Below are 24444 nucleotides of genomic sequence, written 5' to 3'. Positions count from 1 at the left end.
ATTAAATAATTTGCATTTTTTTCATTATAAAAGTCGCATTTTTATTTTTACAAATCCCACTTTTTAACAAGTAATCAAAATGTAATTCGTCATTAAAAATTTCAACTTCAAAACATTTATTTTCCATAGTTTCTGGGTACTTATTGGTGGTTTCACATACTTCTAAATCGTGAGTAGCAATCATTCCCAATACATTTAAATGATGTAATTTTTCAATAACCCCAATGGTTCCTGATTGTTTGTCGTTAGAATTGGTTCCTTTTAAAATTTCATCTAAAAGCACAAAAATAGGTTGCTTTTCGGCTTCGCTTACAATTTGTTTCAATCGTTTTACTTCGGCAAAAAAGAACGATTCACTATCATGTAACGAATCGGTTAAACGCATAGAAACCCACAATGGCATAGGAAAAACACTTGCCTTTTTTGCATCAATTGGGGCGCCAGCAAAACTTAAAACCAAATTAATACCAATGGTTCGCAAAAAAGTACTTTTACCACTCATATTGCTACCAGTTAAAATAACGAATTTCTTATCTGTAAAACTAATATCGTTTTTTACGCGCTTTCCTTTTAAAATAAGTGGATGACCTAAATCTTCAAAAGAAATTTTATCTTTTGTTATATTAGGGAAATGATACGTTGGGTTATTGTAGGCAAAATTTGCTAAACTGTTTAACGCTTCAACTTTACCTAAAACCTGCATAAATTGCCATAATTGTTGTTGATGCAGCGTTTTCCAGTTTTGTAATTTTTTAAATACCCAAAAATGATATTGAAAAAGTCCATTAAATACAATAAACACGAACAAATTGGCTATGGTATTTAATTTTTCGAAATGATTTGCCAATTCATTTACAACTTGATAAGCCGATTGTTGATTTATTTGAAGTTGCTTTTGTAATGTTTGTAAGTGTGTTGATTGAAATTTTTGACTTTCAAACGCTTGTAACATTTTAGCGTATTGATTTAATGTATTGGATATTTTATCGCTTTTACCTATTTCTTTTAAAATAAATCGACTAAAACTTCCCATTGCTAATAAATTAGCAGTAAAAAAGAAAACAACCAATTTAGAAAATACCTCATGAAGGTTTAAATACGAAGCTATTACACTTAAAACCAAACAAATAGGTAAAACATAAGCTAAAATTTGTGTGGATTTTGGTATTTTTAGGTTAAAAGTTTCTGTCCAATCTTTAATTGCTAAATCATCGTTTTTTTGAGTATTTGCTAATAATGAAAGTGCTTGAAAATGTTGCCTGAAATGAATTAATTGTGATAGTTCTTGTACAGCTTCTTGTTTTTGTTGAATTTCTTCGTTCAAAGGAATTTCTTGTAACTGCATTGCCAAAGCATCTTTACCTAAAAAAGTGCCAGTTCTGTTTATAAATTCAAAAATAGAATTAGGCCCAAACAAATCTAAATCATAAGAAAAAGCATGTTGCGGGTTTTGATATTCAACTCCATTAATAAATTTATGATTGCCTTCTAAAAAAGAAATTTCGTTAGTGTTTATGCTTTTTAAAATATTATGGTATTCAATTTTACTTTGAATTTTCATGTAATACCAAACCACCCAAACAAACATAACTACAAATGCAAAAGCTGCCCAACCGTACATTTCGTTTTTTAAATAAAGCATTTTGTATAAAAAATAAAGAGCGGTAACAAGTAAAACAAGTCGCAAAATACTAAATGTATTTTTTTGTTTTGTTAGCTTATTTAAAATTTGAGTTTGTTGTTGGCTTATGGTGTTATACATATTACTGCAATTAAATTATGTAAAAAAACCATTTCTAAATGAAATGGTTTAAACTATAAATTATTTATTTTTTTTAGCTCTGCGCTCTCTGGCAATTAAAGTATTTTTCATTAACATGGCAATCGTCATAGGTCCTACTCCTCCAGGAACAGGTGTTATCCATGATGCTTTTTCGGCCACCTCATCAAAAGCTACATCGCCTTTAATAACATACCCTTTCGCATTTGTTTCATCGGCAACGCGTGTAATACCAACGTCAACAATTACAGCACCAGCTTTAATCATATTTGCTTTTAAAAATTCTGGCACCCCTAAAGCAGTAATAACAATATCGGCTTCGCGAGTAATTTCCTCGATGTTTTGTGTAGCAGAGTGTGTTAATGTTACCGTTGCATTTCCCGGATACGCTTTACGGCTCATTAATAAACTCATAGGCTTACCAACAATATTAGATCTACCAATAACTACTACATTTTTACCTTTGGTTTCAATTCTATTACGCTCTAATAACTGTAAAATTCCAAAAGGAGTTGCTGGAATAAATGATTCTAATTCTAGCGCCATACGACCAAAGTTTTCAGGGTGAAAACCATCTACATCTTTATCAGGATCAACAGCATTTAATACCTTTTGCTCATCAATATGTTTAGGCAAGGGTAATTGAACAATAAACCCATCAATAGCATCATTATTGTTCAATTCATTAATTTTTGCTAAAAGTTCTTCTTCAGTAGTTTCTTCGGGCAACGAAACTAAAGTAGAATCAAAACCAATTTTTTCACAGGTTTTAACTTTACTGCCTACATACGTTAAACTAGCACCGTTGCTACCAACTAAAACAGCTGCTAAATGGGGTACTTTTTCGCCACGCTGTTTCATTAAGGCCACTTCGGCTGCAATTTCGTTTTTAATTTCTTCGGATACTTTTTTACCGTCTAATAATTGCATTGTGTTGTTGTGTTTAGTTGTTTTGTTTTTTTATGAAATTGAAAACCTACAAGATTTAAAACCTTGCAGGTTGTTTAATTAGGCTTTTTTATTTACAAAATGATTTTTATTGTAATCCCATACCTTTCATTTGTCCCATCATGCGCATTAGGTTTTTACCTTGTGCACCTTGCATCATCTTCATCATTTTACTCATTTGATCGAACTGTTTAAGTAATTGATTTACTTGTTGAATATCGGTTCCTGAACCTTTTGCAATTCGTTGTTTACGTTTTGCATCTAACAACGAAGGTTTTTTGCGTTCAACCGGTGTCATTGAATGAATAATGGCTTCGATGTGTTTAAAAGCATCATCTTCAATTTCAACATCTTTTAACGCTTTACCAACGCCAGGAATCATTCCCATAAGGTCTTTCATTGACCCCATTTTTTTTACTTGTTGAATTTGACTTAAGAAGTCATCAAAACCAAATTCGTTTTTAGCGATTTTCTTTTGAATTTTTCTAGCTTCTTCTTCGTCGTACTGAGCCTGAGCGCGCTCTACTAACGAAATTACATCGCCCATACCCAAAATACGGTCGGCCATACGATCGGGATAGAACACATCTATCGCATCCATTTTTTCGCCCGTACCAATAAATTTAATGGGTTTATTTACAATTGATTTAATAGATATTGCAGCACCACCGCGTGTATCACCATCTAATTTTGTAAGTACCACCCCATCAAAATTTAAACGATCGTTAAACGCTTTGGCAGTATTTACAGCATCTTGACCAGTCATAGAATCTACAACAAACAAAGTTTCGTGTGGTTTAATAGCTGCATGAACGTTTGCAATTTCGTTCATCATTTCTTCATCAATTGCTAAACGACCAGCGGTATCAACAATAACTACGTTAAAACCGTTTTGCTTTGCGTGTTCAATAGCATTAGTTGCAATTGAAACGGCGTTTTTATTTTCTGGTTCAGAATAAACCTCAACACCAATTTGATCGCCCACCACATGCAACTGATTGATTGCCGCAGGACGGTAAATATCACAGGCAACCAATAAAGGTTTTTTATTTTTTTTGGTTTTTAAGAAGTTTGCTAATTTACCCGAAAAAGTAGTTTTACCAGAACCTTGTAAACCCGACATCAATATAACGCTTGGCGTACCCGAAAGGTTAACCCCGACAGCATCACCACCCATTAATTCTATTAATTCGTCTTTAACGATTTTAACCATTAACTGCCCAGGTTGCAACGTTGTTAAAACGTCTTGCCCAATGGCTTTTTCTTTAACACGTGCAGTAAAATCTTTAGCAATTTTAAAGTTTACGTCGGCATCAAGCAACGCACGGCGTACTTCTTTTAAGGTTTCGGCAACGTTAACTTCGGTAATTTTGCCATGACCTTTTAATATATGAAAGGCTTTATCTAATTTATCGCTTAAATTATCAAACATAGTTGTTGTATTATAACTAAAGTGCAAATATACAATAAAGTAAAAGATGTATCAAAAATTTAATTTCAACTTTAAGTCGTATAATTATTTTTTAGATAAAAAAAACTGCTACAAAAATGCAGCATTTTTAAAATTGTATTTTTTAGCTGTATTTAATAACAATTATAATTAAAGCGCTAATTAGGCTTACTAAACTGTACATTAAAGCATTTCTAAAAAAGTATTTTCTATTTCTTGCTTTAAAATAATCGCCTATTAAATAAACAAAAATAAAAGTGTAAAAACTAGGCATATAAGGTAAAAACTTACTGTTAGTAAATGCTAAAATAATGCACAAAAGGTTTATTGCGTGAATGCTTAAAATTATTTTATTGTTTTTGGTTAATTGCATGAGTCATTAAAGTTTGAAGTTTTTTTGCAAAGTAAAAAAACTTTGCAAAAATTTAAAATTTTGAAAAAGTTGTGTATATCAGCTCGAATAAAAACATTTTTAAAACAAACAAATATGTAGTATTTTTCGTAAAACTACTTAAGATGAAAAATTCAATTTACTTATTAATTATATCTCTGCTATCCTATACAAACTATTCACAAGAAAGTAGATGTAAAAAATTTCTTAAAAACAGTTTTAGTAACATTATATATGACAAATTTATTTCAGTTGTTAATAAAGATACTATAAAACTAAATGAAGTAAAATATGATTGTGTATATACTGCTATGTATACAAAAAAAATAATGTTTGATAAATTTGGAAAATGGCATAAAGAAATTTATGTTAATAATGAAACACATCCGATTTTAGTTTGGGAAAACATACAATTGTTTCCAAAAGACTCTACAAAATTTACAATTGCAACTAATGGTTTAGAATCACCAGAAGCTATCTACGCTTCAATTTTAATTTTTGACAAAGAAAACAATGACTTACTTGCCGAAAGTTCAACTTATCGTGATAAATTAGTTACTCTTTTCGGGCAATTCATAATTCAAGAAAATCCTAAAAAAGTAGATTTTTATGAATTATATTGGAAACAAGTTGATCCAAAGCACTGGAATGATTTACAGAGATTTAAAAAAAACAAAAACTAACAAAAAACGCCCCTTTTACAAGAGGCGTTTTCATATTTTACATTCTATTTGGAACATCAATTCCTAACAAAGCAAAGGCATTTTTAATAGTTTGTGCTACTTTGTTTGATAATTGTACACGGAATACTTTTTTATAGGTATTTTCTTCTCCTAAAATAGATACCGATTGGTAAAACGAGTTGTATTCTTTAACCAAATCGTAGGTGTAATTAGCAATTAACGCCGGACTGTATGTTTTGGCTGCTTGCTGAATAACATCAGGGAATTGCTCTAATATTTTAATCAACTCTTTTTCTTTTTCGTGAAGAGATTTCTCGACTTCGCTCGAAATGACATTAGAAAAATCAAAATCGGCTTTGCGTAAAATTGATTGAATACGTGCATAGGTATATTGAATAAACGGACCTGTGTTTCCTGCAAAATCTACCGATTCTTTAGGATCGAACAAAATACGTTTTTTAGGATCTACCTTTAAAATATAATATTTCAAGGCACCTAAACCTATGATTTGGTATAAACTATCTTTTTCTTGGGTAGATAAGCCATCTAACTTACCTAATTCTTCCGAAATTTCTTTGGCAGTAACGGTCATATCATTCATTAAATCATCGGCATCTACAACAGTTCCTTCGCGCGATTTCATTTTTCCCGATGGTAAATCAACCATTCCGTAAGATAAATGATACAAATGTTCTGCCCAATCGTAACCTAATTTTTTTAGAATTAAGAACAATACTTTAAAGTGGTAATCTTGCTCGTTACCAACGGTGTACACCATTCCACCGACATCAGGAAAATCTTTTACACGTTGAATAGCTGTACCAATATCTTGAGTCATATAAACCGAAGTACCATCGGAACGCAACACCAATTTTTCATCTAAACCATCGGCAGTTAAATCAATCCAAACCGAATGATCTTCTTTTTTATAAAAAATTCCTTTAGCTAAACCTTCCTCAACCACATCTTTTCCTAACAAATAGGTATTGCTTTCGTAATAATTACAATCGAAATCTACGCCGATGCTTTTATACGTGGCTTCGAAACCATCATAAACCCATTGGTTCATTTTTTTCCAAAGATTTACAACTTGCTCATCGCCTGCTTCCCATTTACGAAGCATTTCTTGAGCTTCAAGCATTAACGGAGCTTGTTTTTTAGCTTCATCTTCGGTTAAACCTTTTTCAATTAATTGGTTAATTTCTGTTTTGTAAGCTTTATCAAATTCCACATAATAATTACCAACTAATTTATCGCCTTTTAAACCTGTTGATTCTGGCGTTTGGTTGTTTCCAAACTTTTCCCAAGCCAACATTGATTTACAAATATGTATACCGCGGTCGTTAATAACTTGGGTTTTATATACTTTTTTGCCTGAAGCTTTTAAAATTTGAGCTACCGAATAGCCTAAAAGAACGTTACGTACGTGTCCTAAATGCAAAGGTTTATTGGTGTTTGGCGATGCATATTCTACCATAACCGCTTTGGCATTTGTGTTAATAGGTTGGTACCCAAAAGTAGTATTATTGTATATTGAATTAAAAAAATGGGTGTAATATCCATTTGCAATTACAATATTTAAAAAGCCTTGTACTACGTTAAATTTTGATACTAAATCAACATTTTCAACAAGATACTCGCCAATTTTATTTCCAATTTCAACAGGATTGCCTTTTAATTGCTTAACCAAAGGAAATACCACCATAGTAATGTCTCCTTCAAAATCGCGTCGTGTAGCCTGAAATTCCACTCGATTGATTGTTAAACCGAATAATTGTTGAACTGCTTGCTGAATGTACGGCGTTAAAATTTGTTGTAAAGACATTGTTTTTAATTTAAAAATGAAGTTGCAAAGATAAAATTTTAAACAATTTGTTGGCTTAATAAATGTATAAGTATTTTAATTTTTATGTAACAAATTGAACACCCCGCTTACTAATTGCATAAAACAAAGCGTTTGTTTAAAATATATAGCAACGCATAACAAAAAAACAAATGAAAAAAAGGTACTTAACACTGGCATTATTACTAAGCGCAACAGTAAGCGCTTGGGCGCAACAGCCAGCCACGGGCAATGGCATAATTAAAGGTAAGGTAATTGAAAAAACATCAAAAAACGAAGTAGGTTTTGCATCGGTTGCAGTTTCAGCCAACGGGCAAATTGTTTCGGGTGGATTATCAGAAGAAGACGGATCGTTTACAATTACGAATTTACCTAATACTGCTGTTGAAGTTTCGGTTGAATATATTGGATTTAAAACTTATAAAAACACTATAAATTTATCAAACCAAAAAACGATAGATTTAGGTAGCATTTTATTGGAAGCCGATGAACAAGTTTTAGATGCCGTGGTTATTAATGCTGAACGCAGTACCATGGAACAATTGGTTGATAGAAAAGTGATTCGCGTTGGGAAAGATTTAACAACTGCAGGCGCAACTGCTTCTGATATAATGAACAACATTCCATCGGTAAACGTGGATCAAGACGGAAATTTATCAATGCGTGGCAACGAAAACGTCCGTGTTTTAATTGATGGTAAACCAACACAATTAGATCCTAAAACGGTTTTAAAACAAATACCTTCTAATGCTATTGACAAAATTGAATTAATTACCAATCCATCGGCAAAATACAACCCTGAAGGTATGTCGGGCATGATTAATTTTATTTTAAAGAAAAACATGCAAGACGGTTTTAATGGTAGTTACAACGGAAATATTACGTTTGCCAAAGTTCCAAAATTTAACAACGGATTAGATTTAAACTACCGAAAAGGTAAAATTAATTTTTTTGGAAACTATAACTTTTCCGACCAAAAAACTTTGAACGATGGTATCATGACGCAGTTAGATGACATGAGTACGCAATTATTTGATATTGTTAACGATAACAAATCGCATACCTTTAAACTTGGTTTTGATTATTATTTAAACGATAAAAATACTTTTTCGGTTTACACAAACCAAACATATGCCGATGGTGTAGGTACGGTTGCAAACACACTATCTTACGTTAATACGCCATCACTTTTACAAACCGATGAATATAACGGAGCAAATAAATCACAAATTTACAATGCTGCCTATAAAAAATTGTTTGCAAAACCTGGTCAAACCTTAGATTTTGAAGTGAATTACAACAAAACAAATGACGACCAAAGTGGTTATTTTGGTATTGCGGGTAATTCGCCAACAAATTACAATGACAACAGCAACAATACGGTAAATGCAGTACAAGCAAATTTAGATTATGTGCACCCTATTAACGACGCAACTAAATTAGAATTAGGTGCCGAATACCGTAGCACCACTATTGATAACACGTACCGAACTACAAATATTATTGGTAACCAAACCAATTTTAATTACGATATGAACATTGCATCGGCATATGCTACATTTGGTTCAAAATTCAGTAAATGGGGTTACCAATTGGGCGCGCGAATTGAAAAATACGATGTACAAGCCGATTACGTAATTGGAAACGAAGCTGCTGCTTTTAACGATGATTATTTAACCGTTTATCCTTCGGCATTTTTAAGTTACACACCTACACAAACCGATTTTTTTCAAATAAGTGCTAGTCGTCGTGTAGATCGCCCTAACGCATGGCAAACCAGACCTGTACGAGATTACAGTACGCCACGTGTGGTACAAATTGGTAATCCTGAATTACAACCACAATTTACCAATTCGGTTGAATTTAACTATACCAAAATTTTTGGTGTAAAAGGCAGCGCAACTTTAGGTACTTATTACAGAATGATAAACGACCCGATTGAACGTACTTTTTATTTAGACACCTCATCTGCAGACGCTATTGCCGAAAGAAGAATGGTAATGAGCTACGGAAATTTTGATGAAGCTACAGCTTATGGTGCAGAATTATCTGCAAATTATAAGTTAACAAAATGGTGGGACGTACAGCCTAGTATTGAATACTATTATAGAAATCAACGCGGTATTGTAACCGTATTAAACACAAATACCAACGAAGGTGAATTGCAATTACGCGAAGTAAACAATGATGTTTTTAACACGCGTATGAATAATAATTTTAAAATTACAAACCAATTACGTGCTACTTTATTTGGTTTTTACCGTGGTGATGCTGTGGGCGTAAATGGAGTTATGAAAGCAATGTACAAGGTAGACACTGGTGTGCGTTATAGTTTTTGGGAAAACACAGCCAATATAAGTTTACGTTTTAACGATGTATTTAACACTATGAAAGCGCAATTTGAAAGTGATGCACCTTACCGCCAAAACGGTCAGTTTAGATGGGAGAGTCAATCGTTGTTTGTAGGATTTCAATACATGTTTGGAAGTGCTAAAAACAAGGCTTTACAACGTAAATACCGAGATACAAATGAAGTACAAAAATCTGGTGGCTTCTTTTAAAAAAACAAAAAAAAACCGATTGAATTTTTTCAATCGGTTTTTATATTTTTAGTTAAATCGGTAATGCAAACCTAAACCTACATTTAAGTAACTACCTGGCCCTACTTTCATTGTTGTACCTGCAAAATTAAAATGTTGGCTAAATTGTTGTACAAAAGTTCCATCAACAAAAACACCAATGCTTTCGTTAAAATTAAAGGTAGGCTTAATACCAATTTGTGCAACACCTACTTCTTCTTTCTGAGTGGTAAATTCGCTTTTACCCAAACCTAAACCTAAACCTGCATGCGCATTTACTTCAAATGCTTGTGCTGAACCATTTGCTGCAGCTAAAATATTATATGAACCTTCTAACACAATTTTAGTATAAGTAACCCCTACACCGTCAATATCTTTATGTGTAAATTTTGAATTTGCAACTGTACCTCTTAATGCCCAAACATCGTTAAAATGATAATTTACGCCTAATTGAGCAAAATTAAATCCGCTAAAATCACCCGCGTTAATCCCCTCAGTTGGACTTAAAACATTATTTAAACCATATTGAGCTTCAACGCTTAATTTTTCAACAAAACTACCTGATTGAACTACCTGTGCATGTAAGCTGTTAAAAGCTATTAAACTAGCGGCAACAAAAATGCCTTTCACTAATTTTTTCATAAACTATTTTTATATTTTAATTTAAAAGGCAATTTAAAACTTTTTTAAATAATATCTCTATTTAAACCATTGAATTAAGATATTGTTTCTTTTCTAAGTACTTTTCCTGTTGGCGTTTCTTTAAATCTATCTATAAAAATAGTTTCGCGAGGCGTTTCGTATTTTTCTAAGCTTTCAAATGCTTCTGGTACTAATTTATAAGGTGCGTGTTCTATAACTAACACTAATTTTTCACCTAAATGTGCGTCTTCTTTACCAATTACAAAAAAACGAAAAGGAATGTATTCTGCTAATTTTTGTTCAATTGCTTCGGGGACTAATTTAACGCCACCGCTATTTACAATATTATCGTAACGGCCAATCCATTTAAATTGAATATCGTTTGGCATTTCAACAATATCAGTAGTTTCAATTAAATAATTAGCAATTTGTGGGGCTTCAATCACCAAACAACCGTTTTGGTTTTGTGAAATGGTTACATGAGGTAAAACAGTAAAAAATGGGTCGTTTATTTTTTTTGCAGCAATATGTGTAATAGTTTCTGTCATTCCGTACGTTTCATACACATTAACCATCATGTTTTCAAGCATTTGCTTTGTTTGTTCATTTAATTTTGCGCCGCCCACAATCAAGGTTTTGCATTGCTCTATTTGCGTAATTGAATTGTGAACTTGTAACGGAACCATTGCAACAAAATCGTATATTTTATCGTTGTTTTTTAATGGTTCTTTGTTTGGACACACAAAATCGAGTTCTAACCCAAGTAAAATGGCTCTTACAAACATCATTTTCCCTGCAATATAGCGTGTTGGCAAACACAATAAGGCTTTATCTTTAGGTTGCAATTTAAAAAATTCGCCCGTAGCTAAGGCCGAAACGCACATTGCTTGTTTACTTAAATTTATTTCTTTTGGTTTACCTGTAGTACCAGATGTAGTAAGTGAAATATAATTTTTTGAATCAAACCATTCAAGTATTAAATTCCCTAAATCTTTTTCATGTGCTTCGCCATCGCGTATTAAGGTAATGGCCAATTCACATAAACTTTCTTTGGTATAGCACCGTCCGTTAAGTTTAAAATCGGGGTGAATAGTAATTTTTTTTTCCATTGCTAAAACGGTTTAAAAAGTTTCTTTTTCCAGTTTACCCAATTGTATTTTTTATAAAAAACAAACAACAAGATAGGTAAAATTACAAAAACTTGTGCAATCATTTCATAAATATTTGCATTTCCGTTAAAAACAAATAAGGCATCGGTTTGAAAAACTGCCGAAGGCGAAGTTACCAACAAAGCCCCCATTAAATTATTTGCTGCATGAAATCCTAAAGCTAGTTCTAAACCATCGTCTAACAACGTAATTAAACCTAGAAAAAAGCCGGTACCTATGTAAAAAACCATCATAGATAAACCTATACTTGAAACTTCGGGGTTGCTTAAATGCATTAATCCAAAAATTACCGATGTAATTATTAGTGCGACTGCCTTACTTTTTGTAGCGTAAGCACTAAATTGCATAAAATAACCTCTAAAAAAAAACTCTTCAAAACTGGTTTGTATAGGTATAAAAATTATTGAAATAAGCAGTAATGTTAAAAATGCATTGCCATTAAATTGAAATTGAAAACTTGTAGGATCTAATAAATAACTTATTGCAAATAACACTATATTGATTAATACCCAAATACTAAACGAAAACAAAATACGGTTATAATCAATTTTTAATCGACTAGTTGTAAGTTGTTTTATTGAATATTTATGAATAACAACCCACCATCCAAATAACAATATTAAAAAAAATGCAAAAGGAATTAACAAGCTGAAAAAGGTGAAATTTTTCCCCATTTTGTTAATAGAATCTTGAATCATGGCACCAGCATCTAACGACAAAACATTTGATACAATAACATTTAAGGCCATAAAACCTAAAAAACAAAATACAAAAGGAATGTATTTTAAAATATTTGGGGTATCTTTTTTAAACTGTTCTAAATACATAAAAATGATTATTTGTTTTACGAAGTTAACTAAATTTGCAAAAAAAGATACCCCATGATTAAGATTTATCACAACCCTAAATGCAGTAAGTCTCGCGAAGGATTATGCATGCTTCAAGACCTTAACACTCAGGTTGAAATTATTAACTACATCAAAGAACCTTTAACTTTTAACGAAATTGAAGTACTTTTAAAACTTTTAAATATTGCCCCAATAGATTTAGTTAGAACAAAAGAAACCATTTGGAAAGAACAATTTAAAGACAAAAATTTAAGTACAAATGAAATAATACAAGCAATGGTTGATTTTCCGCAATTAATAGAACGTCCCATTGTTGTAAACAACAACAAAGCTGTAATTGCACGCCCAACCGAAAAAATTAAAGAAATTTTATAATTCTTTTTTAACTAAAAACCCATTAAATTAAGGCTGCCATTTAACATTAATTTTAGAAAAAGTAAACAAACAGCATTTACTTTTGTGTAACTTAAATTTAAAAATTTATGAAAGCAATAACTTATGCTTTTTGTACGCTTTTTGCATGCGCCACAACGGCCGTTTTTTCGCAAGAAAAAAGTCAATACACAGTTACAGGTAATGTAGTTGAAAAAGCTACAAACATACCCTTAGAATATGCCAGTATAACCATTGAAAGCACTACAAATACTACAAATATAACAGGCGACGTTACCGATATTAAAGGTAATTTTAGCATACCTGTTACACCTGATACTTACAAAATTAAGATTGAATATTTAGGCTACAAAACATTTACTTTTGAACCTAAACAAATTACGGACGATTTAAATTTAGGAACCATAACTATTGAGGGCGATGACGAAGTTTTAAGCGCCGTTGTTATTGAAACAAAACGTGCTGCCGTTGAATTAAAACTAGATAAGCGCATATACAACGTTGGTGATAACGCTATAGTAAAAGGAGGCACAGCAAGCGATGTGTTAGATAATATTCCGTCTGTAGAAGTAGATTCAGAAGGAAATGTTAGCCTTCGCGGCAACGAATCGGTTCGTGTTTTGATTGATGGAAAACCTTCTGGAATGGCTTCAAATATTGCCGATGCTTTAAAAATGATTCCTTCAGAATCGTTAGATCGTGTTGAAGTTATCACAAACCCATCTGCGCGTTATGAAGCAGAAGGTGGCGCTGGTATCATTAACATCATACTTAAAAAAGGCAGCAACAGTGGTGTAAACGGTAGCATTACTGCTAATATTGGCGATCCGTTAAGCTACGGTAGCAATGCAACTTTAAACTATCGCAAAAAAAACTACAATTTTTACACTAATTTAGGATATAGTAAAAACAAAACCTTTGGTAATTCAACAAACGAATCGCAATACTTTGATGAAAACGGCAACACTACAAGTTTTGTTGACGAATACTCTAAATCAACACGTAACAGAGAAAGTTTTAACGGTAATTTTGGTTTTGATTGGAACTTAACCGATAAATTAACTTGGACCCAAGGATTTACGTACCGAAAGGGTTCAGGCGATAATCCGCGAGATTTAAATTACAGCAATTATGATGCGGATAAAAATTTAATCTACAGAAACATTCGTCATACCGAAGAAAAAGATAACAGCCAAACTGTTGAATACACTACAGATTTTACTTATAAATTCAACGACAAAGGACATCAATTGTACGTATCGGGAAGTATCAACAAAAATAACGATAATGAAGATGCTAATATCGCTACAATAAATCAAGTAAATGAACTTTTAGCGCAAGATGTAACTTTTGCAAAAGAAGATGAATTGCGCAGAATTGCCAGAGTAGATTACGTATTGCCTTTTAATGAAAACAGCCAGTTTGAGGCTGGTTATCTTGGAAATTTCAACGAAATTGAAACCAAATTTAACATTAACACACTAAATAGTGGCGGTGTTTTAGAACCCAACGATTTGTTTAAAAACAATTTAGAGTACATTGAAAAAGTACATGCGCTTTACACCCAATACGGCAACAAAATCAACAAATTTGGTTATATGTTAGGATTACGATGGGAAGCAACAGAAATTGATGTAAACCAACTAATTACAAACGATTATAACAATAAAAAATACAATAACTTTTTTCCAAGTGCTTTTTTAAACTACGAAGTATCGAACAACGAAAATTTAACATTGAGTTATAGTCGTAGAGTACGCAGACCACGTGGAAGAATGTTAAACCCTATATCAAATTATTCAAGTTCTATTAACTTTTTTAAAGGAAATCCAGATTTAGATCCTGCATTTACAAATGCTTTAGATTTTGGATACATGAAAAAATGGGGGCAATTAACATTAAACACATCTATTTATTACAACCATACTACAGATGCTACACAATTTGTACGTAGAGTTGATGGTGTAAACGAAGAAGGTATTCCTGTTACAATTACGGGCCCAGTTAATTTAGCAACTGAGTATAGATATGGTTTTGAACTAAATGCTAATTACAATCCTTTCCGTTGGTGGCGAATTAATGCAAATGCAAACTTATTCCAAGTTTCAACTCGTGGCGATTATTCATATGTTAATTATGAAGGTAATTCCGTTTATCAAAATTTTGACAACGATGCATTCACTTGGAATGGTAGAATTAATTCACGTGTTACGTTACCAACTAAAATAGATTGGCAAACAAATTTCATGTATAGTGGTGCTCAAAAAACGGCACAAGGTAAAGTTTTAGGCGTGGCTTCGGTTAACATGGCTTTAAGTAAAGAAGTGTTAAAAGATAAAGGTACAATTGCTTTAAATGTACAAGATGTTTTTAATTCAAGAAAACGCATGTACGAAACCAGTATAGCACAAATAAATTCTTATGCCGAAATGCAATGGCGTGAAAGAACCATAAACTTATCGTTCACTTATAGATTTAATCAAACAAAAGCAGATCGACAAAAAGAACAACGCAAACAATCATCTGGCGAAGATATGGAAGAAATGATGTAATTTTAAAAAGCTTGAAACTTGTTTTCAAGCTTTTTTTATCAATCTAAAAAAGTAATTATTTTGAATAAAACAGTTAAAGGTATTATATATGTAGCGCTTGGTGCAAGTAGTTATGGAATGTTAGCTACGTTTGTAAAACTAGCATATACACAAGGTTACACAACTGCCGAGGTTACCTCAGCTCAATTTTTAATTGCAATTATTTGTTTACTTTTTATAAGCATGTTTATATCAACAAAAAAAGCGACTAAGACTGAAAAATTACAGCTTATTCTTAGCGGCACATCAATGGGATTTACAAGTGTATTGTATTATATGTGTGTAAAATATGTAAATGCGTCTGTTGCAGTAGTTTTGTTAATGCAATCGGTTTGGATTGGTGTTTTTATTGAAACCGTATTAACTAAGAAAAAACCAACGCTTGCAAAAATTGTTGCAGTATTTTTGGTATTGTTTGGTACTCTGCTAGCAACAAACGTTACTAGTAAAACATTACAATTTAACACATTGGGATTTGTTTTTGGTTTTTTATCGGCTATTTCATTTGCAATTACACTATTTAGCACCAATAGTATTGCCATAAAACTACACCCAATACAACGCAGTTTATACATGCTATATGGTGGTGCAGCTATTGTAATAACATTTGCATTAATTACCCAAATTTTACCTACTTACTTTAACACTCATGTAATCAACAATCAATTTATTACATTTAAAAAAATAGATTTCAGCATTTTATATACATGGGGCATTTTGTTGGCTTTATTCGGTACCATTTTACCCCCTATTTTATTAAATAAAGGATTTCCGTTAACTGGTGTAGGTTTAGGTAGTATTGTTTCAGCTTTGGAATTGCCAGTTTCGGTAACATTTGCTTTTTTTCTATTGAATGAAAAAGTACTGTTTTTACAATGGATTGGTATTTTAATAATATTATTTGCTGTGTTGCTTATTAATTTAAATTTCATTCAAAAAAAATAAACAAACGTTTAAATTTTAAAAATCTGTTACCCTTGTTAACAGATTTTTTTTGTTTAAATATTAATTTTATTTAACTTTGATTAAACATATTTAAACACTAATTTAATTTTATTTACAAATGCACGCAAAACTACCTACACTTTGCCCCAGTTGCGAAACGATATTAAACGTATCGCAATTAAGTTGTGAAAACTGCCAAACCGTAGTACAAGGTAGTTATCCCTTACCTATTTTTTTAAAATTATCACCCAAAGAACAAGAATTTATTTTGCAATTTTTTTTAACAAGTGGTAGTTTAAAAGAAATGGCCTCACAATTAGGTGTTAGCTACCCAACCGTTCGCAATCAGTTAGACGATACCATTCAACATATTAAAGAATTAACTTTATAAACATGAAAAAAATAATAAACCCAATTGCTTTTTTTAACGATAAAAAATTACTTGTTTTTAATATAATTGTTTTTTTGGTTGGAACAATAACTTCGGTATATATGCGTGGTTGGTTTGATCATACTTTTCATTTATCCTTTAGAACCGAAATAAATTTTTATAAAACAATTGTTGAAAATACATTTTGTTCTTTTTTGTTAACCCTTTTTGTTTTTTTTGCTGGTAAAATCATTAATAAAAAAACGCGATTTTTAGATGCTTTAAACCTATCTTTTTATGCTCGCATCCCTTTTTACTTAATGGCATTAACCAATTTTAACGGTCAATTCAGTAAATTAACAGCGCAAATGGTTTCTAAAAATAGCATTACAGTAAATTTACCTTCAACAACTAGCGAATACGTTTTTTTAATAGCAACATCGTTTTTTAGTTTACTTGTTGTTATTTTTCAAATTATTACACTTTATAAAGGCTTTAAAACCATTTCTAACGCAAAAAAAACAACCGATTATTTACTTTTTATTGTTTTTTTAATTGTGTCGATGTTTATTTCAACCATTATTCTAAAAAATATCTAATCATGAAAAATATACTTTTTTTATACTTGTTTATAATTAGTTTTACAAGTCATGCACAAATTGAAGGAACTTGGAGCGGTAATATTGAATTACCAACATCAAAATTGCCCTTTGTTTTACATATTACAACAGAAAACAATACCTTAAAAGCAACTGCCGATAGTCCAGACCAAGGCGCATACGGCATAAATATTCAAGAAATTAAATTTGAAAACAATAAATTGTTTTTAAAAGACGCGCGTATGTTTATGACTTACGAAGGCGATTTACTTAACAACAACATAAATGGCATTTTTAAACAAGGCGGACAAAAATTCACTTTAAATTTTACAAAAGGTGAATTTAAACGCAACCGTCCACAAGAACCCCACCCCCCATTTAACTATAAAATAGAAGAGGTTACTTTTGAAAACAAAGCATCTAAAATTAAATTAGCAGGCACATTAACCATGCCTAGTACAGGAAAAAATTTCCCTGCAATTGTTTTGGTTTCGGGCAGTGGGCCGCAAGATAGAAACGAAGAGCTTTTTAACCATAAACCGTTTTGGGTAATTGCTGATTATTTAACAAAACAAGGCTATGCCGTTTTAAGATACGATGACCGTGGCGTGGGTGAATCGGGTGGTGATTTTGAAAATGCAACAACTTTTGATTTTGCTGATGACGCAAATAACGCTGTTGATTTTTTAAAATCGATAAAAGAAATAAATGCTAAAAAAATAGGTGTTTTAGGCCATAGCGAAGGCGGAATGGTTGCGCAAATAATTGCGGCACAACGTAAAGATATTGCTTTTATTGTATCAATGGCTGGTCCTGGTATTGCAATTGATGCGTTAATGCTTAAACAAAAATACGACGTAGAAAAAAGCAGTGGTGTACCTGAGCAAGCTTTAAATGCAAACCAAGTTTTATTCAGAAAAATTTACGAAATCATTAAAATGAATGATTCATCTGAAAAAATTGAACAAGAAATTACAAATTATATAAAATCGAATCCAAGCTATACCAATTTATCTAGTGAAGAAATTAAGCAGCTTACAGATTTGGTAAACAATAATTGGTTTACAACTTTTGTGCGATACAACCCTGAAAATTACTTTTCAAAAATAAAAGCAAAAGCATTAATTTTAAATGGCGATAAAGATGTTCAAGTAGCTGCAATTGAAAATTTGAACGGATGGGAAAAAGGGATGGTTCATAATAAAAAGGTTACAATAAAAAAGTATTCAAACCTTAATCATTTGTTTCAAAAAGCAAAAACAGGGATGCCCGATGAATACGGAGCCATTGAAACAACAATTGAACCTTTTGTTTTAGAAGACATTAGCAACTGGTTAAACCAAAATATTAAATAAAAAATGAATACTTTATTCACAGAAAACCAGCGTTTTAACCAATGGTGGCTTTGGTTATTAATTGTTGTTATTACAATTATTCCGGTTATAGATTTCTTTAAAAAATTCACAAATAACACCGTTTCAAAAGAAACTATTTTTGGGGTTATAATTCTTCTATTGTCAATTCTTTTCTTAGTAATCATAAAATTAAAAACAACCATTACACCTAAAACCATACAAGTAACGTTTTTTCCATTAATTAATAAAAACATTGAAATTAACACTATTAAATCAATGAATGTTATAAATTATGGTTTTGTAGGCGGTTGGGGAATTAGGTTATTTACAAAATACGGTATAGTTTACAACATAAAAGGTAAAATGGGATTACATATACAATTAAAAAACGGGAAACAATTAATTATTGGTACGCAAAAACCAACTGAATTATCTAAAATAATATCACAAATAAATTTACAATAATGTACGCAGGTTTTATAATTGCTTTTATTTTATGCTTTTTTGCTAGTATTTTAAACGAAGATAGTGCGCAAAGTTTATTATCGGGTTATAATACCATGAGCGATGAACGCAAAAAGAAGGTGAACTTTAAAGAAATTGCCAAAATTCACAAAAAAGTATTCTATGGCATTGCACTTTTTTTAACTTTAATTACCCTTTCTAATTTATTTATTAAAAACGATAATTTTTTGTTTATATCATTTGTTTTAGGCTTAAGTTGGGGCTTTGTACCGCTGTTTTTTTTAGGAAAAGAATTCGATAAAAATGTTTACAAAAATTGGGAAAAATGGTTGCAACGCATTGCACTTGCCTTTTTATTTTTTTGCGGATTAATCATAAGTATTATAATTTACTATACACCATTAAATGAATTAAGGTAACAGTAATTCAATATTTAAAACACAGATAATTTTAATAAAAAAGTAAAACTTGCTACTGCTTGTTTTACTTTTTCTGTTCTATATATAATATATTTGTAAACTGATAAAATTAAAATCATGTCTACAAAGGAAAAAGTAAAAAAAGAAACCCCGTTAATGCAACAATACAATCAAATTAAAGCAAAATACCCCGATGCTTGTTTGCTTTTTCGTGTGGGCGATTTTTACGAAACCTTTGGTCAAGATGCTGTTAGAACAGCAAAAGTTTTAGGAATTACGCTTACAAAACGCGGTGCTGGTTCAACCAGCGAAACAGAATTAGCTGGCTTTCCTCACCATTCATTAAACGTGTATTTACCTAAATTAGTTAAAGCAGGTTTACGCGTAGCTATTTGCGATCAATTAGAAGACCCTAAAATGACTAAAACCATTGTAAAACGTGGCGTTACCGAGCTGGTTACACCTGGTGTTACTACCAACGACGAAGTTTTGCAATCTAAAAGCAATAATTTTTTAGCAGCTTTACATTTTGGCACCAAAAACATTGGAATTGCATTTTTAGATGTTTCTACAGGTGAATTTTTAACATCGCAAGGCAACCAAGAATACATAGATAAATTACTACAAAATTTTAAACCAAGCGAAGTTTTAGTCCAAAAAGGTAATAAAAACCATTTTTTACATCAATTTGGAAGCGATTTTAACTTATTTTATTTAGAAGATTGGATTTTTAAAACCGATTACGCAAACGAAACCTTAACCAATCATTTTAAAACAAATTCGTTAAAAGGTTTTGGAATTGATGAATTACAAGAAGGAATTATATCGTGTGGAGCCATTTTATATTATCTATCCGAAACGCAACACAATAAAATTCAACACATTACCAATATTCAACGAATTGCCGAAGACGCTTATGTTTGGATGGATCGTTTTACCATTCGCAATTTAGAACTTTACGGATCGGCTAACGAAAACGCCACTACCCTTTTAGATGTTATTGATAAAACCTTATCACCAATGGGTGGTCGTTTGTTAAAACGATGGCTTGCCTTGCCTTTAAAAGATATTGATGCAATAAACAAACGATTTGATGTAGTTGATTATTTCAAAACAAATACCGACGTTTTACAAAATTTTCAATACCAAATTAAACAAATTTCAGATTTAGAACGATTGATTTCTAAATTGGCAACAGGTAAAATATCTCCTCGTGAATGTGTAATTTTAAAGGAAAGTTTAGATGCAATTATCCCTTTAAAAGAAGCTGCTTTACAATCTAAAAACGAAGCTTTAAAAGTTATTGGCGATAATTTACATGCTTGTGAGTTACTGCGCGAAAAAATTAAAAACACCATTTCTGCCGAAGCTCCTGTTGCTTTAAACAAAGGAAATGCCATTGCAACAGGTGTAAACGAAGAGTTAGATGAATTGCGAAACATATCACAATCGGGCAAATCGTTTTTAGAAGCCATTGAACAACGCGAAAGCGAAACAACAGGAATTCCTTCATTAAAAGTTGCTTTTAATAATGTGTTTGGATATTATATTGAAGTAAGAAATACGCACAAAGAAAAAGTTCCTACTAATTGGATACGTAAACAAACCCTTGTAAGTGCAGAACGATATATTACCGAAGAACTTAAGGAATACGAAACTAAAATTTTAGGTGCCGAAGAACGCATTTCTAAAATTGAAGCTGAAATTTATGAAAAATTCATCATGTGGTGTGCGCAGTACATTCAACAAGTACAGTTAAACGCGCAACTTGTTGCCCAGTTAGATTGTTTGCAATCGTACACGCAACTGGCAACCGAAAACAATTACGTTCGTCCTATTATTGAAGAAAGTTTTGTTTTAGATATTAAAGACGGTCGACACCCAGTTATTGAAAAACAATTACCTGTTGGTACACCTTACATTGCAAACGATGTTTTTTTAGATACCGAAACACAACAAATCATTATGATTACAGGTCCTAACATGTCTGGTAAATCGGCAATTTTACGCCAAACAGCTTTAATTGTTCTTCTGGCTCAAATGGGCAGTTTTGTACCAGCAAGTTACGTACAAATGGGAATTGTTGATAAAATTTTTACTAGAGTTGGTGCATCGGATAACATTTCAATGGGCGAATCAACTTTTATGGTAGAAATGAACGAAACTGCTTCTATCTTAAATAATTTAACCAATCGCAGTTTGGTTTTACTTGACGAAATTGGTCGTGGAACATCAACTTACGACGGAATTTCGATAGCTTGGGCCATTGCCGAATACATTCATGAACATCCACAAAAAGCAAAAACGTTATTTGCAACGCATTATCACGAACTAAACGATATGCACGAACAATTTAACCGTATAAAAAACTACAATGTATCGGTTAAAGAACTAAAAGATAATGTGCTTTTTTTACGAAAATTAATTCCTGGAGGCAGTGCTCATAGTTTTGGTATACATGTTGCAAAAATGGCTGGAATGCCCAATTTGGTGGTCCAAAAGGCTCAAAAAATATTAAAAAAATTAGAAGCGAGTCATAAAAGTGAATCAACAACAAATGCTTTAAAACAAGACGATTTACAGTTATCTATTTTTAATTTAGACGATCCCATTTTAGAAGAGATTAGAGAAGAAATTGTAAGTTTAGACATAAATACGTTAACACCTGTAGAAGCTTTAATGAAATTAAACGAAATTAAAAAAATGGTAAGCCGTAAATAATGTTAATTAAAAAAAACAAAACGTATCGTAAAACGCGATATGTACTTTACAAAGAAACTTTAATAGATTTTAAAGAACATTTTTGGGCTTTCTTAGGATCTTTTGTAGGATTGGGAATTGTAAGTTTTTTACATTTCGAAATTCTATCAAAATACGACTTAACCTTAATAATTGGCTCATTTGGCGCAAGTTGTGTATTGATTTATGGTGCTATTAACAGTCCGTTGGCACAACCCAAAAATTTATTTTTAGGTCATATAATTTCAGCATGCATAGGAGTAACTATTTACAAATTAATAGGTACTTATATTTGGATAGCAGCGCCACTTGCAGTATCCTTATCAATTATTTTTATGCAAATGGCAAAGGCATTACATCCACCCGGAGGTGCAACAGCTTTAATTGCTGTAACCGGAGGGAGTAGTATCACAAAACTAGGTTATATGTATGTAATATCACCTGTATTAACAGGCGTAATTATTTTATTTTTAGTAGCTTTACTTTTTAACAACATACCACATAAAAGGCAATATCCTCATAAAACAACACATCGGTTTAATAAAAAATTTAATTATTTTAAATAAAACCGTACTTATAATAAAAAAAACAAAAAAATAGCATAAAAAACCTATTAAATAATTTTCATTAAATCAATAACATATGCTATTTTTGTACATTAAAACAACATACAACAATACATGAGTACAACTAAAAAAATTCAATCGGCTTTAATTTCAGTATTCGATAAAACAGGATTAGAACCGATTGTAAAGGAATTACATAAAAATCAAGTAACTATTTATTCAACTGGCGGAACCGAAACATTTATTAAAGAATTAGGAATACCAGTTGTTGCTGTTGAGGATGTTACATCTTACCCATCTATTTTAGGTGGACGTGTAAAAACGTTACACCCAAAAATTTTTGGTGGTATTTTAAACCGTCAAGACAACCCATCAGACGTGCAACAAATGCAAGAATATGCAATTCCCCAAATTGATTTAGTAATTGTAGACTTGTATCCATTTGAAAAAACGGTTGCTTCTGGCGCAGATGAATCGGCAATTATAGAAAAAATTGATATCGGTGGAATTTCATTAATTCGCGCTGGTGCTAAAAATTTTAAAGACACCGTTATTGTAGCATCTGTTGAAGAATACAAAACATTTTTAAATTTTTATGTTGAAGAAAACGGAGCTACAACATTGGCTCAACGTAAATATTTAGCTGCAAAAGCATTTCATACCTCGTCTCATTACGATGGTGCTATATTCAATTATTTTAACCGTGAAATAAATGAACCAATATTAAAAATAAGCACAAATGAGGCGCAAACACTACGTTACGGCGAAAACCCACACCAAAAAGGAACTTTTTTTGGAAATTTTAACGAATTGTTTGAAAAATTACACGGAAAAGAATTATCTTACAACAATTTATTAGATGTTGATGCTGCTGTAAATTTAATGAATGAATTTAAAAACGATGCTCCAACATTTGCAATCTTAAAACACAACAACGCTTGTGGTGTAGCACAAAAACCTACAATGAAAGAAGCTTATTTAGCTGCTTTAGCTGGTGATCCTACATCTGCTTTTGGTGGTGTTTTAATAGCAAATGGGAACATTGATAAAGATACCGCTGAAGAGGTAAATAAATTATTTTGCGAAATTGTAATTGCGCCTAGCTATGATGCAGAAGCTGTTACCATTTTACAAGAAAAGAAAAATAGAATTATTTTAGTTATTAAAGATATTGAATTACCTAAAACACAAGTACGTACTTGTTTAAACGGTATTTTATTTCAAGATAAAGATAATGTTACCGATACTAAAGAACATTTAACAAATGTTACCAGTTTAGTACCAACTGCTGAACAAGTAAAAGATTTATTATTTGCATCAAAAATATGTAAACACACTAAATCTAATACTATTGTATTGGCAAAAAACAAACAGCTTTGTGCTTCTGGTACAGGGCAAACATCTAGAGTTGATGCGCTTCGTCAGGCAATTGAAAAAGCAAATTCCTTTGAATTTAATTTAGAAGGCGCAGTTATGGCTAGCGACGCATTTTTTCCATTCCCTGATTGCGTGGAAATTGCTAAAAACGCAGGTATTTCTGCGGTTATTCAACCAGGTGGATCAATTAAAGACAATTTAAGCATTGATTATTGTAACGAAAACCAAATGGCTATGGTAACCACTGGTATTCGTCACTTTAAACATTAAAATAAAATACAAAATAGTTTAA

General features: G+C 31.7%; 20 protein-coding genes. 13 read left to right on the top strand and 7 right to left on the bottom strand.

Features of this window, described 5'->3' with window-relative positions; translation table 11 throughout:
• Position 1 precedes the first annotated feature (1 nt).
• The 3 genes from P3875_RS05075 to ffh form a co-directional block, all read right to left on the bottom strand.
• A complete protein-coding gene (locus P3875_RS05075; RefSeq protein ID WP_303445203.1) occupies positions 2-1642 on the bottom strand; it encodes a MutS-related protein in 1641 nt (546 codons plus the stop codon).
• Between the two features lie 180 nt (positions 1643-1822).
• On the bottom strand, positions 1823-2710 hold the full coding sequence (locus tag P3875_RS05070) for a bifunctional 5,10-methylenetetrahydrofolate dehydrogenase/5,10-methenyltetrahydrofolate cyclohydrolase (protein WP_303445202.1): 888 nt from the start codon (positions 2708-2710) through the stop codon (positions 1823-1825).
• Between the two features lie 106 nt (positions 2711-2816).
• On the bottom strand, positions 2817-4160 hold the full coding sequence (ffh, locus tag P3875_RS05065) for a signal recognition particle protein (RefSeq protein WP_303445201.1): 1344 nt from the start codon (positions 4158-4160) through the stop codon (positions 2817-2819).
• Positions 4161-4898: 738 nt separating this feature from the next.
• Between ffh and P3875_RS05060 the strand changes: the two genes are divergently transcribed.
• On the top strand, positions 4899-5252 hold the full coding sequence (locus P3875_RS05060; protein WP_303445200.1) for a hypothetical protein: 354 nt from the start codon (positions 4899-4901) through the stop codon (positions 5250-5252).
• Between the two features lie 37 nt (positions 5253-5289).
• Here the strand turns inward: P3875_RS05060 and argS are convergent, their stop codons facing one another.
• Complete coding sequence (argS, locus tag P3875_RS05055) at positions 5290-7077, bottom strand: arginine--tRNA ligase (RefSeq protein ID WP_303445199.1); 1788 nt, start codon at positions 7075-7077, stop codon at positions 5290-5292.
• A gap of 170 nt (positions 7078-7247) precedes the next feature.
• Between argS and P3875_RS05050 the strand changes: the two genes are divergently transcribed.
• Positions 7248-9656, top strand: a complete 2409-nt coding sequence (locus tag P3875_RS05050) for a TonB-dependent receptor domain-containing protein (protein ID WP_303445198.1) — start codon at positions 7248-7250, stop codon at positions 9654-9656.
• Between the two features lie 48 nt (positions 9657-9704).
• Here the strand turns inward: P3875_RS05050 and P3875_RS05045 are convergent, their stop codons facing one another.
• The 3 genes from P3875_RS05045 to P3875_RS05035 all read right to left on the bottom strand — a co-directional run bounded on the left by P3875_RS05045 (position 9705) and on the right by P3875_RS05035 (position 12312).
• Positions 9705-10316: a hypothetical protein gene (locus P3875_RS05045; RefSeq protein ID WP_303445197.1), complete on the bottom strand. Its 612-nt coding sequence runs from the start codon at positions 10314-10316 to the stop codon at positions 9705-9707.
• Positions 10317-10390: 74 nt separating this feature from the next.
• Positions 10391-11425 (bottom strand): AMP-binding protein, encoded by a 1035-nt coding sequence (locus tag P3875_RS05040; protein WP_303445196.1) that lies wholly within the window; start codon positions 11423-11425, stop codon positions 10391-10393.
• 2 nt (positions 11426-11427) lie between these two features.
• On the bottom strand, positions 11428-12312 hold the full coding sequence (locus P3875_RS05035; protein ID WP_303445195.1) for a CPBP family intramembrane glutamic endopeptidase: 885 nt from the start codon (positions 12310-12312) through the stop codon (positions 11428-11430).
• A gap of 54 nt (positions 12313-12366) precedes the next feature.
• Here P3875_RS05035 and arsC point away from each other — a divergent pair, with 54 nt between their 5' ends.
• From arsC to purH, 11 genes are all read left to right on the top strand, one after another.
• Entirely contained in the window at positions 12367-12708 is a 342-nt protein-coding gene (arsC, locus tag P3875_RS05030; RefSeq protein WP_303445194.1) for an arsenate reductase (glutaredoxin), read from the top strand.
• A 107-nt stretch (positions 12709-12815) separates the two neighbouring features.
• Complete coding sequence (locus tag P3875_RS05025) at positions 12816-15278, top strand: TonB-dependent receptor domain-containing protein (RefSeq protein WP_303445193.1); 2463 nt, start codon at positions 12816-12818, stop codon at positions 15276-15278.
• Positions 15279-15332: 54 nt separating this feature from the next.
• On the top strand, positions 15333-16262 hold the full coding sequence (locus P3875_RS05020) for a DMT family transporter (RefSeq protein WP_442930326.1): 930 nt from the start codon (positions 15333-15335) through the stop codon (positions 16260-16262).
• A gap of 118 nt (positions 16263-16380) precedes the next feature.
• Positions 16381-16653, top strand: a complete 273-nt coding sequence (locus P3875_RS05015) for a DUF2089 family protein (protein WP_303445192.1) — start codon at positions 16381-16383, stop codon at positions 16651-16653.
• A gap of 2 nt (positions 16654-16655) precedes the next feature.
• Positions 16656-17231, top strand: coding sequence for a hypothetical protein (locus tag P3875_RS05010; RefSeq protein WP_303445191.1), 576 nt, complete (start codon positions 16656-16658; stop codon positions 17229-17231).
• A 2-nt stretch (positions 17232-17233) separates the two neighbouring features.
• Complete coding sequence (locus P3875_RS05005) at positions 17234-18586, top strand: alpha/beta hydrolase family protein (protein ID WP_303445190.1); 1353 nt, start codon at positions 17234-17236, stop codon at positions 18584-18586.
• Positions 18587-18589: 3 nt separating this feature from the next.
• Positions 18590-19051 (top strand): hypothetical protein, encoded by a 462-nt coding sequence (locus P3875_RS05000; protein ID WP_303445189.1) that lies wholly within the window; start codon positions 18590-18592, stop codon positions 19049-19051.
• A complete protein-coding gene (locus tag P3875_RS04995; protein ID WP_303445188.1) occupies positions 19051-19470 on the top strand; it encodes a DUF3784 domain-containing protein in 420 nt (139 codons plus the stop codon). Before P3875_RS05000 ends, P3875_RS04995 begins: the two co-directional genes overlap by 1 nt.
• A 117-nt stretch (positions 19471-19587) precedes the next feature.
• Positions 19588-22191, top strand: a complete 2604-nt coding sequence (gene mutS, locus P3875_RS04990) for a DNA mismatch repair protein MutS (RefSeq protein WP_303445187.1) — start codon at positions 19588-19590, stop codon at positions 22189-22191.
• Positions 22191-22775 carry an HPP family protein gene (locus P3875_RS04985; protein WP_303445186.1) on the top strand — a complete coding sequence of 195 codons (585 nt, stop codon included), beginning with the start codon at positions 22191-22193 and terminating at the stop codon, positions 22773-22775. The genes mutS and P3875_RS04985 overlap by 1 nt, the downstream gene beginning before the upstream one ends.
• 114 nt (positions 22776-22889) lie before the next feature.
• Positions 22890-24422, top strand: a complete 1533-nt coding sequence (gene purH, locus P3875_RS04980; protein ID WP_303445185.1) for a bifunctional phosphoribosylaminoimidazolecarboxamide formyltransferase/IMP cyclohydrolase — start codon at positions 22890-22892, stop codon at positions 24420-24422.
• Positions 24423-24444 lie beyond the last annotated feature (22 nt).

The sequence above is a fragment of the Myroides sp. JBRI-B21084 genome (assembly GCF_030545015.1).
Lineage (GTDB): Bacteria > Bacteroidota > Bacteroidia > Flavobacteriales > Flavobacteriaceae > Flavobacterium.
This window is presented reverse-complemented; position numbering and strand designations above follow the sequence as displayed.